The 14,061-nt window shown below is 78.1% G+C and carries 9 protein-coding genes; 7 read left to right on the forward strand and 2 right to left on the reverse strand.

Annotated features, from left to right (window positions below):
• Positions 1-34 precede the first annotated feature (34 nt).
• Together K5O09_RS02630 and K5O09_RS02635 are read right to left on the reverse strand one after the other, a co-directional pair.
• Positions 35-1,717 carry a DNA repair helicase XPB gene (locus K5O09_RS02630; protein WP_222171321.1) on the reverse strand — a complete coding sequence of 561 codons (1,683 nt, stop codon included), beginning with the start codon at positions 1,715-1,717 and terminating at the stop codon, positions 35-37.
• The gene (locus K5O09_RS02635; protein ID WP_222171322.1) at positions 1,714-4,083 is read right to left on the reverse strand and encodes a helicase-associated domain-containing protein; all 2,370 of its coding nucleotides are present in this window, start codon (positions 4,081-4,083) and stop codon (positions 1,714-1,716) included. Before K5O09_RS02635 ends, K5O09_RS02630 begins: the two co-directional genes overlap by 4 nt.
• 131 nt (positions 4,084-4,214) lie before the next feature.
• Here K5O09_RS02635 and K5O09_RS02640 point away from each other — a divergent pair, with 131 nt between their 5' ends.
• The 7 genes from K5O09_RS02640 to K5O09_RS02670 all read left to right on the forward strand — a co-directional run bounded on the left by K5O09_RS02640 (position 4,215) and on the right by K5O09_RS02670 (position 14,053).
• Positions 4,215-5,489, forward strand: a complete 1,275-nt coding sequence (locus K5O09_RS02640) for an MFS transporter (RefSeq protein WP_222171323.1) — start codon at positions 4,215-4,217, stop codon at positions 5,487-5,489.
• 3 nt (positions 5,490-5,492) lie between these two features.
• On the forward strand, positions 5,493-6,707 hold the full coding sequence (locus K5O09_RS02645) for a M20 family metallopeptidase (RefSeq protein ID WP_222171324.1): 1,215 nt from the start codon (positions 5,493-5,495) through the stop codon (positions 6,705-6,707).
• A gap of 112 nt (positions 6,708-6,819) precedes the next feature.
• The gene (locus K5O09_RS02650) at positions 6,820-8,103 is read left to right on the forward strand and encodes an EAL and HDOD domain-containing protein (protein ID WP_222171325.1); all 1,284 of its coding nucleotides are present in this window, start codon (positions 6,820-6,822) and stop codon (positions 8,101-8,103) included.
• Positions 8,104-8,234: 131 nt separating this feature from the next.
• Positions 8,235-8,618 carry a cold-shock protein gene (locus K5O09_RS02655; protein WP_222171326.1) on the forward strand — a complete coding sequence of 128 codons (384 nt, stop codon included), beginning with the start codon at positions 8,235-8,237 and terminating at the stop codon, positions 8,616-8,618.
• Between the two features lies 1 nt (position 8,619).
• Positions 8,620-9,507 (forward strand): DUF3027 domain-containing protein, encoded by an 888-nt coding sequence (locus K5O09_RS02660; RefSeq protein WP_222171327.1) that lies wholly within the window; start codon positions 8,620-8,622, stop codon positions 9,505-9,507.
• Positions 9,504-12,824, forward strand: a complete 3,321-nt coding sequence (locus K5O09_RS02665; protein WP_222171328.1) for a sacsin N-terminal ATP-binding-like domain-containing protein — start codon at positions 9,504-9,506, stop codon at positions 12,822-12,824. Before K5O09_RS02660 ends, K5O09_RS02665 begins: the two co-directional genes overlap by 4 nt.
• Positions 12,821-14,053 (forward strand): MFS transporter, encoded by a 1,233-nt coding sequence (locus K5O09_RS02670; RefSeq protein WP_222171329.1) that lies wholly within the window; start codon positions 12,821-12,823, stop codon positions 14,051-14,053. The genes K5O09_RS02665 and K5O09_RS02670 overlap by 4 nt, the downstream gene beginning before the upstream one ends.
• Positions 14,054-14,061: the final 8 nt, after the last annotated feature.

Consider the following 14,061-nt stretch of genomic DNA (forward strand, 5'->3'; position numbering starts at 1 on the left):
GGTGCGCGCTGGGAGCGCGCGTGCGCGGGGGACGTCAGGCCGGCTGCTCGAGGTCCTCCGCGTCGACGATGCGGTAGGCGTAGCCCTGCTCCGCGAGGAACCGCTGGCGGTGCGCCGCGAAGTCCTGGTCGACCGTGTCCCGGGCGACGACCGCGTAGAAGTGCGCCGTGCGGCCGTCGCCCTTCGGCCGCAGCAGCCGGCCGAGCCGCTGCGCCTCCTCCTGGCGGGAACCGAACGAGCCGGACACCTGGATCGCCACGGACGCCTCCGGCAGGTCGATCGAGAAGTTCGCCACCTTCGACACCACGAGCGTCGTGATCTCACCGGCCCGGAACGCGTCGAACAGCCGCTGCCGCTCGTTCACGGTGGTCGAGCCGGTGATCACGGGCGCGCCGATGTCGTCGGCGAGCTCCTCGAGCTGGTCGATGTACTGGCCGATGACCAGCAGCGGCTCCCCGGCGTGCCGGGCCACGAGCTGCTTGACGACCTGCGTCTTGCCCGGGGCGCTGGCGGCGAGGCGGTACTTGTCCTCCGGCTCGGCCGTCGCGTAGAGCATGCGGTCCCGGTCGGGCAGGGTGAGGCGCACCTCGACGCAGTCGGCCGGCGCGATGTAGCCCTGCGCCTCGATGTCCTTCCACGGCGCGTCGTACCGCTTGGGGCCGATGAGGCTGAACACCTCGTCCTCGCGGCCGTCCTCGCGCACCAGCGTCGCGGTGAGCCCGAGGCGCCGCCGCGCCTGGAGGTCGGCCGTCATCCGGAAGATCGGCGCCGGCAGCAGGTGGACCTCGTCGTAGACGATGAGGCCCCAGTCGCGGGCGTCGAGCAGCTCGAGGTGCGGGTAGACGCCCTTCCGCCTGAGCGTGAGCACCTGGTACGTCGCGATCGTGACGGGCCGGATCTCCTTGCGGGAGCCCGAGTACTCGCCGATCTCGTCCGGGGTCAGCGACGTGCGCCGGATCAGCTCGTCCCGCCACTGCCGCGCGGAGACGGTGTTGGTGACGAGGATCAGCGTCGTGGTCTTCGAGCGGGCCATCGCCGCGGCGCCGACCAGCGTCTTGCCGGCGCCGCAGGGCAGCACGACGACGCCGGAGCCGCCGTGCCAGAACCCGTCCGCCGCCTCGGCCTGGTAGGGCCGCAGCTGCCACGGGCGCGGCGTGCCGTCAGCCGCGGGGTCGGATTCCCCCGAGGTGTCGAGGTCGATGGGGTGCGCCTCGCCGTCGACGTAGCCCGCGAGGTCCTCCGCCGGCCAGCCGAGCTTGAGCAGCGCCTGCTTGAGCGTGCCGCGCTCGGAGGCGTGCACGACGACGTCGGTCTCGTCGACCCGCTCGCCGACCAGGCCTGCGGTGCGCCTGGACCGCAGCACCTCCGCCAGCACGGCGGCGTCCAGCGCGTGCAGCACCAGGCCGTGCACCGGGTGCGCCACGAGCTGCAGCCGCCCGTACCGGGACATCGTCTCGGCGACGTCGACCAGCAGGGCGTGCGGCACCGGGTAGCGGGAGTACTCGAGCAGGGTGTCGACGACCTGCTCGGCGTCGTGTCCGGCGGCCCGGGCGTTCCACAGGCCCAGCGGCGTCAGCCGGTAGGTGTGCACGTGCTCGGGCGCGCGCTCCAGCTCGGCGAACGGGGCGATCGCGCGGCGGCAGGCCTCCGCCTGGTCGTGGTCGACCTCGAGCAGGAGGGTCTTGTCGCTCTGGACGATCAGGGGTCCGTCGGTCATGCGGTGTCCGTCCTCCACGGGTCGGGGGCGTGGTCGTCGACGTCGGGCACGGCGACCGGGGTGACCGCGGCCACGCGGTGCGCGGCGACGACGATCTCGGCGTCCCGGGTCGTGTCGACGACGCGCACGCGGCCGCCGTCCACCCGGACGGGACGCACGCGCCGCCGCTCCAGGGCGCCGCGCGAGCCGACCACGTCCAGCCACACCTCGGTGTGCCCGGCGGCCGCCTCGCGCAGCAGCCCCAACGCCTCGGCGACGTCGGCTGTTCCCCCCGCGCGGCCCGGGCCGCCGGCACCGGTGCCGGCGGTCGCGGACGCTGCCGGACCCGCCCCGGGTGTCGTCCCGGGGCGCGCCGCGGCGCGGGGCTCCGACCCCGCGCGGCGCAGCAGGCCGACCAGGGCCGCCGCCCGCTCGGCCTGCGGCACCCCGCCGCGTGCCGGCTCGTCGGCGCGCGTCCGGCCGGCGGTGACCCGGCGGACGGTCGGCGCCGCGTGCAGCACCTGCCCGTCGGGCGTCTCCGCCACCGGGGCGAGACCGTGCGCGCGCAGGGCCGCGAGCAGCTCGTGCACAGGCGCCTGGGCGGCGAGCACGGTGGGCGCGAGCCGCACGAGGCCCAGCGCGGCGTGGCGCGGGTCCTCGGCGAGGCCCGCGAGCAGGGCGGGGTCCTCGGCCCGGACGTACGACGAGGCGGCGCCGGCGCGCAGCCGCCCGTGCCGCCGGGCGGCGTCGCGGACCAGGTACTCCAGCGGCTGCGGGACCCGGCCCCGGGCGTGCGTGGCGAGCGCCCCGAGCAGGTCGTCCGCGGAGCGGCCCGCGTCGAGGGCCGAGCGGACCGACTCCGGCGTGAACCGCACGGTGACGGCGCCGCCGCGGGACTCGACACGGGCGCACGCGTCGACCAGCGCCTCCAGGGCGGCGCTCGGGCGCCCCGGGACGATGCCCGTGAGGTCGGCCTGCAGCAGCAGGTCGTCGACCGCGGGCGGCAGGGCGGCGTCCAGCCCGCGCGCCAGACCGGGCAGCGGGTCCTCGTCCCGCAGCGCGCGGCCGGCGGCGGGCAGCGCGCCCGCGCCGAGCACCCCGAGCCAGCCGGCCTCGCGCAGCACGGCCCCGACGGCGTCCGTCGGGGGCTGGGCCCGGGGCGTGCGCCACGCGAGGACGGCCCGCACCTGCTCCGGCCCGGGGGCGGCGCCCGGCGCCGCGTCCTCCAGCACGTCGAGCACCTGCCGGCGCAGGCGCGGCGCCCACGGCCGGGCGCCGTCCGGGCCGAGCGCCGCGCGCACCCCGCCGCGGTCGTCGCGGGTGCCGACCAGCGCGGGCGTGCGCGTGGTCGCCGCCCACCACGCCGCCAGCCGGGCCCATCGGCCGGGGAGGTCCCGGGCGAGCCACTCGTCGGCGGCGGTCGTCGGGACCCAGTGCGGCGACTCCTCGCCGTCGTCGCGCACCAGGCCGCCGGCGCCCGCGAGCTCGACGACGAACGCCGCCTCCGGCTCGGTGACCTCGAGCGCCGCGGCCGTGCGCCGCAGGTCCCGGACCCCCAGGCCGCCGGCCCGCAGCACCGGCGGGGGTGCCTGCTCCCACAGCCGGACGAGCCCCGCGACCAGGCGCACGACCCGCTCGGCCGCCGCGGCGTGCTCGGCCTCGACCAGGGCGGCGTCGCGGTGCGGGAGGTCCGCGTCACCGGGCGGCGTGGCCGGTGCGCGGTGCGTCCGGCCGTCGCGCAGCACGAGGGCGACGGACCGGGGCAGCAGGACGTGCCGGTCGTCCGCGCGCACGAGCAGCCCGAGCCGCAGCAGCTCGGCCACGGCGTCGGCGGCCGGTCCGGCGGACGGGCGGACGCCCACCGGCGGCCCCCAGACGAGGGCGTCGAGCACCGTCCGGCCGGCGGCGGGCGCGGACGCGAGCGCCTCCCGCACGGCAGCCTCGTCCGGGTCGTCCCCGCGCGCGGCGGCGCGCCCGGCCGCCCCGGGGCCGAGCAGCTCGGCGACGCCGGGCGCCGGACGCAGCAGCGGGTCCGCGGTGCGCCCCCCCACGGGGTGCAGCAGCGCGAGGTCGGTCGCGTCGCGCAGGGCCTCGCGCACCGACGGGGCGGTCGCCCGGTCGCCGCCGACGGCCGCCACGACGTCGCGGGCCCGCACACCGGCGCCGGGGTCGGCGCGGTCCAGCAGCACGACGACGGACTCCACGGCCTGCAGCACCGCGGCGTCCACGCCCGCGAGCGCGCGCTCGAGGCTCGGCCGGCTCGTCGCGCGCGCGGCCAGCGAGGCCAGGGTCGCGGGCGACGGGTGCGCGAGGTCGGGCCGCCGCAGCAGCAGGCGCACGAGATCGTCGTCGGACCTGCCCCGCAGGTGCTCGCTGAACGTGGCCATCCGCACCACGATACGGCGCGGGCCGCGGCTCCCGGCGCGTCGGCCGACGGCCGGGAACCGGCGGGTGCACGATGCGGTGCACCGCGTGCCGACCCGGTGCGCCGGTGCGGCGGGAGGCAGCGGTGGCGGGTGTGCGCCGGACGCGCGTGGTGGTCGCGAGCACGGCGGGGATCTTCGTCGAGTCGCTGGACTGGACGATGTACGGCCTGCTGGCGCCGTACTTCGCCGGGCAGGTGTTCCCCGGGGACGACCCGGTGACGAAGGTGCTCGGCGCCTACGCGGTGTTCGCGATCGGGTTCGTGGCCCGGCCGGTCGGGTCGTACCTCATGGGGCGGGTCACGGACACCCGCGGCCGGCGGACCGGTCTGCTGGTGTCCGTCTCGCTGATCGCGGTCGGCTCGGCGCTGATCGCCGCGGCACCGACCTACGCGGTCGCGGGGTGGTGGGCCGCGGTCGTCGTGGTCGCCGCCCGGGTGCTCCAGGGCGTCGCGATGGGCGGCGAGGTCGCGACCGCCGCGACGTACGTGGTCGAGGTCGCGCCCGCGGACCGGCGGCACCGGTACGGGGCGTTCGCGTACTCCGGGGACGCCCTCGGGACGCTCGGTGCGACGGTGGTGCTCGCGGTGCTGCTGGGTGTGCTCGGGGCCGACGCCGTGCGGGACGGGGGCTGGCGGGTCGCGTTCGTCGTCGCGGCGCTGTGCGGGCTGCTCGCGCTGTGGATCCGGCGCGGCGTTCCCGAGTCGGAGGTGTTCGAGCGGTCCCGCGCGGCCGGTCTGCAGGCGCCCGGCCCGCTGCTGCGCGCCCACGCCGGGCGGATGGCGCTCGCGTTCATGCTCACCATCGGCTCCACCGTCGGCGTCTACTTCGGGTCCGTGTACCTGCCCGAGTTCGCCGGCCACACCGGCCGCTACACCGAGGCCCAGGCCACGTCGCAGCACACCGTCGCGCTCGTCTGCCTGCTGGTCGCCATGATCGCCTCCGGGTTCCTCGCCGACCGGTTCGGGCCGCTCGCGCTGATCCGCACCGGGTTCACCGCCGCGGCGGTGCTCGTCGTGCCGCTCATGCTGGGGCTGGCGTCCGGGGTGCTGCCGTACGTGGTCGCCGCGCCGCTGCTGACGACCTGCGTCGGGCTCCAGCTCGGCGTCACCCCCGTCGCCGGCGCGCGGCTGTTCCCGGTGCCGATCCGCGCCGTGGGGCTGGGCGTGCCCGCCGGGGCCGCCATCGCCGTGTTCGGCGGTACGTTCCTGTTCGTGGCCGAGTGGTTGATCGCGCAGGACGCGCTGCGCCTCGTGCCCGTGTACGCCGCCGTCGGCCTCGCGGTCTCCGCCGTCGGGTCGTGGCTGGTGTCCGAGCGCCTCATGTACCCCGCCGACATCCCGGCGGAGCCCGCTGCCCTGGAGGTCTGAACCGTGCTCGACCCCGCCGTCCTGACCGCGCTGCGCGAGGAGGCCGCCGCCCAGCTCCCCGAGGTGGTCGCCCTGCGGCACGCGCTGCACCGCACCCCCGAGCTCGGCCTGCACCTGCCGCGCACGCAGGCGCTCGTGCTCGAGGCGCTCGCGCCGCTCGACCTGGAGGTCGTCACCGGCACGGGGCTGACGTCCGTCGTCGCGGTGCTGCGCGGCGGGCGCCCCGGCCCCGCGGTGCTGCTGCGCGGCGACATGGACGGGCTGCCGGTCACGGAGGACTCGGGCGAGCCGTTCACCTCGGAGAACCCCGGCGTCATGCACGCGTGCGGGCACGACCTGCACGTCGCGGGGCTCGTCGGTGCCGCGCGGCTGCTCGCCGCGCGCCGGGAGACGCTGCCGGGCTCGGTCGTGCTGATGTTCCAGCCCGGCGAGGAGGGCGACCACGGCGCCCGGCACATGATCGACGAGGGCGTGCTCGACGCGGCCGGCGAGCGGGTGGTCGCCGCCTACGGGCTGCACGTGCTGTCGGCCCTGCTGCCCGCCGGTCTCGTCACGTCCCGGCCCGGCACGATGCTCGCCGCCGCCGACACCGTGCACGTCACGGTCCACGGCCGGGGCGGCCACGGCTCCATGCCGCACCTGGCGCAGGACCCCGTTCCCGTCGCGGCGGAGATCGTCCTCGCCCTGCAGGCCGCGGTCACCCGGCAGTTCGACGTCTTCGACCCGGTGGTCGTCACCGTCGGGCGGATCGAGGCGGGCACCACCGACAACGTCATCCCCGCCGAGGCGCGCCTCGAGGCGACGGTGCGCACGTTCTCCGAGGCCACCCACGGCGTCGTGGCCGAGCGCCTGACGCGGGTGTGCGAGGGCGTCGCCGCCGCGCACGGGATGTCCGTCACCGTCGACTACCGGCCGGGGTACCCGGTCACGTCGAACACCCCCGGCGAGGTCGGGCGTGCCGCGGACCTCACCCGCGCGCTGTTCGGCGAGTCGGCCTACTACCCGGCGCCGCAGCCGCTGCCGGGGGCGGAGGACTTCTCGTACGTCCTGCAGCAGGTGCCCGGCACGTACCTGGGCCTCGGTGCCACCCCCGCGGGGCACGACCCGGCGACGGCGGCGTACAACCACGCGGCCCAGGCCCGCTTCGCCGACGAGGCGCTCGCGGTCGGCCCGGCGGTGCTCGCCGCCCTCGCGCTCGACCGGCTGGCCGAGGGCTGAGCAGCGGCGCCACCCGTCCGGGTGCTCAGGACGCGGGCGGTGGTGCCGATCAGCAGGTGGTCAACGCCCTCGCGCGGCTTCAGGAGCGCGCGCGCCGACCGGAAGGGACCCCATGGCCCCGATCACCGCCGGGCACCTGCCCGGGGCGACGCACGAGGTGTGCGTCGCGCGCCAGGGCATCTACGACGTCCTCAGCCGCCCGATCGGCCACGAGCTGCTGTTCCGCGCGAGCGCCGACGCCGTCGAGTCCGGTGTGCGCCCCGGCATCGACGACAACCGCGCGACGGCCACGGTGATCGTCGCGACGCTCACCGAGTTCGGCGTGGAGGACCTCGCGGGGAGCGGCGACCTGTTCGTCAACGTGCCCCGGTCCTTCATCGTGGACGAGCTGCCCGTGGCGCTCGACCCGCACCGCGTCGTCCTCGAGGTGCTCGAGCAGGTCCCCGCGGACGAGGAGGTCGTCGCCGGCGTCGAGCGGCTGCGCCGGCTCGGGTTCGGCATCGCGCTGGACGACTTCGTGCCCGGCGACGCGCGCTGGCCGCTGCTGCCGCTGTGCGACTACGTCAAGGTCGACATGTCCGACGTCGGGGACCGGCTCGCGGAGTTCGCCGCGCAGCTGCGCGAGGAGGCGCCGACGGCCGCCCTGGTCGCGGAGCACGTGGAGGACGAGGACGACTTCCTCGCTGCCCAGGACGCCGGGTTCGACCTCTTCCAGGGCTACCACTTCCGGCGCCCGACGGTGCTGACCCGGCCCGCGCTCGCCCACCACGCGATGGTCGCCGGCCGGCTGCTCGTCCAGCTCGGCGACCCGCAGGTGTCCTACCGCCGGCTCGCGCGGCTCACCGCGGCCGACCCGGCGATCGCGCTCAAGGTGTTCCGGGTCGTCAACAGCGTCTCCGGCGCGGGCCGGACCGTCCGCAACCTGCACCAGGCCCTCGTGCTGCTGGGGCGGGAGCGGTTCCGGGCGATGCTCGTGCTGGAGGTGCTCGCCACCGCCGGCCACCACGACGACGAGATCCCGCTGATGGCGCTGGCCCGCACGCGCGCCGCCGAGATCCTCGCGCCGCAGGACCCGCTCGAGGCGTCGACCGAGGCGCTGGTGCGCATCGTCTCCGAGCTGCTCGACGTTCCCGTGGCGGACCTCGACCCGGAGCTGCACCGCTCGCAGCCGAGCGCCCGCGTGGTGGCGGCCTGCGACGTGCTCGACGCGTACCTCGACGCCATCGCCGAGGAGCACTCGCCGAGCATCAGGTCCCCGTACTCCGCCCTGCACGTGTCGCTCGTGTACCTGACGGCCCTGCGCGAGGCGCGCGCCCTGCTCGCCACCGTGTACCAGCCGGTGCCGCGGCTGCAGGCCCTGGACGGCGAGCCGGACGACGGCGTGGCGTTCGGCTGAGGCCGGGGCGCTCCCACCGCCGCGCGGGGGCACCGCCCGCGGCGGAGCGGGCCGTGGGGACGCGGCGCGACCGGTAGCCTGGTGACGTGCGGGCGGTCCGCGCGCTTCCGACGACACACCAGGGGATCGCAGTGCCCACCGGCAAGGTCAAGTGGTTCGACACCGATCGCGGCTTCGGCTTCATCGCCGCCGACGACGGCACCGAGGTGTTCCTGCACGCGTCCGCCCTGCCCGCCGGCATCGGCTCGCCCAAGCCCGGCACCCGCGTCGACTTCGGTGTGGCGGACGGCCGCCGCGGTCCGCAGGCGCTGTCCGTCAAGCTGCTCGACCCGGTGCCGTCGGTCGTGAAGGCCGCGCGCAAGCCCGCCGACGACATGGCGGTCATCGTCGAGGACCTCATCAAGGTGCTCGACCGCGTCGGCAACGACCTGCGCCGCGGCCGCTACCCCGAGAAGTCCCGCGCCGGCCAGGTCTCCGCCCTGCTGCGCGCCGTCGCCGACGACCTCGAGGCCTGAGATGGCGACGGCGACCCAGGACGCGGTGCTCGGCGGCGCCGTCGACCTCGCGCGCGCGGCGGCCCTCGATCTCGCGGAGCACCCCGAGGACGTCGGGGAGCACCTCGGGTACACCGTCGAGGCCGACCGCCTCGTCTCCCACCGCTTCGCCTGCACCGCGAAGGGCTACCGCGGCTGGGTGTGGACGGTCACGCTGTCGCGCGTGCCGCGTGCCCGCAAGGCCACCGTGTGCGAGGCGGTCCTGCTGCCCGGCGACGACGCCGTCCTGGCGCCCGCCTGGGTGCCGTGGGAGGAGCGCCTGCGTCCCGGCGACATCGGTGCCGGCGACGTGCTGCCGTTCCGCGCCGACGACCCGCGCCTGGAGCCCGGCTTCACGCCGACCGGCGACCCGGAGGTCGACGAGGTCGCGATCGGCGAGCTCGCGCTGGCCCGCAACCGGGTGCTGTCGCCCGTCGGCATCGCGGAGGCGGCCGAGCGCTGGTACCGCGGGCGGCAGGGCCCGGCGACCGCCGGATCCGTCGCGTCCGCCGAGCCCTGCATGACCTGCGGGTTCCTCGTGCCGCTGCAGGGACCGCTCGGCACCGTGTTCGGCGTGTGCGTCAACGAGTGGTCGCCCGACGACGGCAAGGTCGTCGCGCTCGAGCACGGCTGCGGCGCCCACTCGGAGACCGACGTCGAGCCGCGCCCGTCGGAGTGGCCGGACGTGCCGGTGACGCGCGACCTCGTGCTGGAGCCGACCTCGGGCACCGGCGAGGCGGGGGCCGCCGAGGCGGGGGCGACTGCTCAGGGAGCGGTCGATGCCGAGGTGGACGCGGCCGGGGACGACGTCACCGGAGCAACCCCGGACGCCGGGGCCGGAGAGGCCCCCGCCTCGCAGCCGGAGCCGTGACCGCCGACGTCCTCGGCACGCGCGCGCTGCGCGAGCGGGTGCTGAGGACGTGGCGCAGCGACCCCGCGCGCCTGCGCGAGGACGCGAACACCGAGGAGGACCACGCCCGCGGCTACTACCGCGACCGCGTGGTGGTGGAGCTGGCGCAGAACGCCGCCGACGCGGCCGTCCGCGCCGGCGTGCCCGGGCGGCTGCTGCTGCGGCTGACCGCCGCGGGGTCGGACGGCGGCGGCGCGGACGGGGCCGGCACGGGCGGCGGCCCGACCGGGGTCGCGGACGGCGTACCGGTGCTGGTCGCCGCGAACACCGGTGCCCCGCTGGACGAGGCCGGCGTGGCGTCGCTCGCGTCGATGCGCGCGTCCTCCTCGCGGGACTGGGGCGGGCCGGCGTCGGGCGGCGGCCTGGTCGGGCGGTTCGGCGTCGGGTTCGCCGCGGTGCGCGCGGTGTCCGACGAGCTCGCGGTGCTCTCGACCTCGGGGTCCGTCCGGTTCTCGCTCGCGGAGACGCGCCAGGACCTCGCGCTCGCCGCGGCCGGTGAGCCCCGGCTCGCGGACGAGGTGGCCCGGCGGGAGGGGTCGCTGCCGGCGCTGCGGCTCCCGCGGGAGCACGCGGGACGACCGCCCGGCGGGTACGACACGGCGGTGGTCCTGGCGCTGCGCGACGAGGAGGCCGTCGACGCCGTGCGGCGGATGCTGGCGGAGGTCGGCGACCCGCTGCTGCTCGCCCTGCCGGCGCTCGCGGAGGTCGTCGTCGAGGACGACCTGGCCGGGACGCGGCGGCGCGTCGCCGACCTGGACCAGAGGTGGCGACGGCGCACCGCGGAGGGGGAGCTCGAACCGGCCCTGGTCGCGGACCGACCCGTCGAGGAGCGCGGCCGCCGCGGGTGGCGCGTCACCTGGGCGCTGCCGCGGGACGGGCGGGCGCCGGACACGTGGACGGGCGACGGGGGTCCGGGTGCCGTGCGGGCCCCGGCCGTGCTGCACGCGCCGACGCCGACCGACGACCCCCTGGACCTGCCGGCCCTGCTCGTCGCGACGCTGCCGCTCGACCCGACCCGCCGGCGTGCAGCGCGCGGCCGGGTGACGGACGCGCTGCTCGACGTCGCGGGCGACCTGTACGCGCTGCTGGCCGCGGACGTGGCGTCCGACGGCGGGGACGCCCTGCGGCTGGTCCCGCAGGGTCTGCCGGCGGGGGAGGTCGACGCGGCCCTGCGCCCGCGGCTGCTGGCCGCCCTGTCCCGCACCCCGCTCCTCCCGGTCGCGTCCGCGCCCCCCGGTCCCCCGGGGGATCCTGCGGGCGGTGCGGGCGGTGCGGGCGCGGGCAGCAGCGGGGACCCCGCGGCGCTGGTCGAGCCGCGGCGGGCCGTGGCGCTCGCGGGGCCGGCCGCGGCGGAGCTGACGCGGGCGCTGGCGCCGTGGTTCGGCGGGATGGTGGTGCTGGCCGAGGGAGACCTGCCGGCCGCGCGGGCGCTGGGCGTCGAGGTCCGGGAGGTCGCCGACGTCGTGGAGGAGCTGCCCGCGGCGGCGAACCTGCCGCAGGCACGCTGGCGTGCGCTGTACGAGGCCCTGGCGCCCGCGGTGGGGGACCCGCTGGTGCGGGAGGCGCTCGCCGGGCTGCCGGTCCCGCTGGCGGACGGGCGCGTGGTCCGCGGGGCGCGGGGGCTGCTGCTGCCGGCCGACGGCTCGGCGGCTGACCGGCCGGGCGACCCCGCGCAGCCGGGGGGCCTCGCCGCCGCCCTCGGCGTCCTGGGCCGCTGGGGCCTGCGGCTGGTGCACCCGGAGGCCGCGCACCCGGTGCTGGAGCGGCTCGGGGCCGCGCCCGCCGACCCCGCGGCGCTGCTGGGGCACCCGGGCGTCCGGCAGGCCGTGCTGGACCAGGCCGGCGAGGACGACCTCGACCTCGCCGAGCAGGTCACCGACGCGGTGCTGACGCTGGTGCGCGCCACGCTCGCCGGGGGCCCGGACGCCGGCCTCGACCCCGGCACGCCCGTTCCGGCCGGCCGCGCGGTGCTGGGCCTGCTGACGCTGCGCGACGCCGACGGGGAGCCGGCGCCGGCGCACGGCCTGGTGCTCCCGGGGTCGCGGGCCGCGGCGCTGCTCGACGACCGGGTGCTGGCACCGGCCGACCCGGCGGCGGTGGACCGCTGGGGGCCTGCGGCGCTCGCGGCCGTGGGGGTGCGCGCCGACCTGGTGCTCCTGCGGCTCGCCGACGTCGCCACGTCCGGGCCGGACCTCGACGAGGACGCCGAGCTGGTGACCGACGGCCTCGACGGGTGGGACGACTACCTGGCGGAGGTCGCCCGGCTGCTCGGCGAGGGGGAGTCGCTGCCGGAGGTCGTCGCGGTCGCGGACCTCGACGCCGTCGACCCCGGGGCGTGGTCGCGGGTGCTCGCCCGGTTCGCGGAGCCCGGGCCGCTGCGCCGGGCGCTGCTCGAGCCGGTGCGGGCGGAGCAGGCCACGGGCACCGCCCCGTCGTACACGGCGTGGTGGCTGCGGCACCGCTCCGGCCTCGTGCCGGGCGGGCCGTTCGCCGTCGCGGGCGCCGAGCCGGCCGCCGCACGGCTGCTGCCCCCGGCTCCGGCGGACGTCGCCGGGCTGGACGACGCGGTGCTGGCCGCGCTCGGCGGGGTCGCGCGCGTCGCCGACGTGCCGGCCCCCGACTGGAACCGGCTGCTGCGCGCCGCGGCTCCGGTGGGCGCCCCCGTCGACCTCGCACTGGCCGCGGCGGTCTGGGCGGCCTGGGCGGGCCGCGCCCGGGCGTGGGCGGACGACGACGCCGGGCGGCCCGGGCTGGACGTGCTCCCCGCGCTCGTCGCCCCGGACCGGGTGGCGCTGGTGCACGCGGAGGACGCCGCGGTGGCGCCCGAGCCGATGTGGTGGCAGCGCACGGACGTGGCCGCGATGGTGCCGCCGGTGGGGCCCGCGGACCCGGACGACCTCGCGGAGGCGCTGGGGGTGCCGACCGCGGACGAGCTCGCCGACGGGGCGGTCGCGCAGGAGGACGGCGACGACGCCGGCGCCCTGACGGCCACGCCGCCCGCCGTGCGGACGCTGCTGCCGGGAGCCCCGTCCACCTGGGTGGAGCACGAGTCGCTGCGGGTGGACGGCGTCCCGGTGGACTGGTGGGTCGAGGGGACGGGCCCGGCAGCCGTCGTGCACGCGACGCACCTCGCGGGACTGGCGCGCGGTCTCGTGCAGGCGGCCGGCGCGTGGCACCTGCGGCACGCGGTGGAGCTGGTGCTGCTCGAGCCGGAGCGGGTGGCGGAGCTCGCCGTGGAGCAGGCCGCCGACGGGCGGGGCATGATGTCGGGGCGATGACCCGCTCCCTCCTGACCTCCGCCTACCTGCCCGCCCTGCTCTACGAGACGGGGCTCGGCGCCGTCACCCCGGTGGTCGCGCTGGTCGCAGCGGAGCTCGGTGCGGGCCTCGACCGGGCCGCGCTCGTGGTGGCGCTCGTCGGCGTCGGCCAGATCCTCGGGGACGTCCCGGCCGGGGCGCTCGCCGCCCGCGTGGGCGACCGGCGCGCGATGATCGTGGCGGCGGGCGTCGCCTGCGTCGCGCTGGCGACCTGCGCGCTCGCGCCCACGCTCCCGGTGCTCGGCGCGGGGGTGCTGGTCATGGGGGCCGCCTCCGCGGTGTTCCACCTCGCCCGGCAGGCGTACCTCACGGAGGCCGTGCCGGTCGTGAACCGGGCCCGTGCGCTGTCGACGCTGGGCGGGGTCGCGCGGATCGGCGTGTTCCTCGGGCCGTTCCTCGGGGCGGGGGTGCTGCACCTCGGCGGCCTGCGGTCCGTGTTCTGGCTCGCTGTCGGCACGAGCGTCGCGGCCGCGCTCGTCGTCGGCCTCGCGGGAGACCCGGACGACCCGCACGGCGCCCCGCGCCCCCGGTCGGCCGTGTCGACGGCGGCGCTGGTCCGGCGGCACGCGCGGCTGCTGGCGACGCTCGGCGTGGCGGTCGTGCTGGTCGGCGCGGTGCGCTCCACGCGCCAGGTCGTCCTGCCGCTGTGGTCGGAGCACCTGGGCCTGTCGCCGGCGACCACCAGCCTCGTGTTCGGGATCTCGGGCGCGGTCGACATGCTGCTGTTCTACCCGGCGGGCAAGGTCATGGACCGCCGCGGCCGGCTGTGGGTGGCGGTGCCGTCGATGCTGGTGCTCGGCGGGGCGATCGCGGCGCTGCCGCTGACGGGCTCCCTGGCGGGGCTGACGGTGGTGGCGATGGTCATGGGGTTCGGCAACGGCATCGGCTCGGGCATCCTCATGACGCTCGGCGCGGACGTCGCACCGCCGGACGCCAGGGCGAGGTTCCTCGGGGTGTGGCGGGTGTTCCAGGACTCCGGCGCGGCGGCCGGACCGCTGGTCGTGTCCGCGGTGGCGGCAGCCGGGAGCCTGGCCGCGGGCATCGTGACGATGGGGGCTGCGGGCGTGCTGTCCGCGGCCGCGCTCGCGGCGTTCGTGCCCCGGTGGTCGGAGCACGCGACGGGCCGGACGCGGGCGCGGGCCGCGGAGGCGCGCGCCGCGCGCGAGGTCGCCCGGACGGACGACGCCTGACGGTGCGC

Source organism: Cellulomonas sp. C5510, assembly GCF_019797765.1.
Lineage (GTDB): Bacteria > Actinomycetota > Actinomycetes > Actinomycetales > Cellulomonadaceae > Cellulomonas.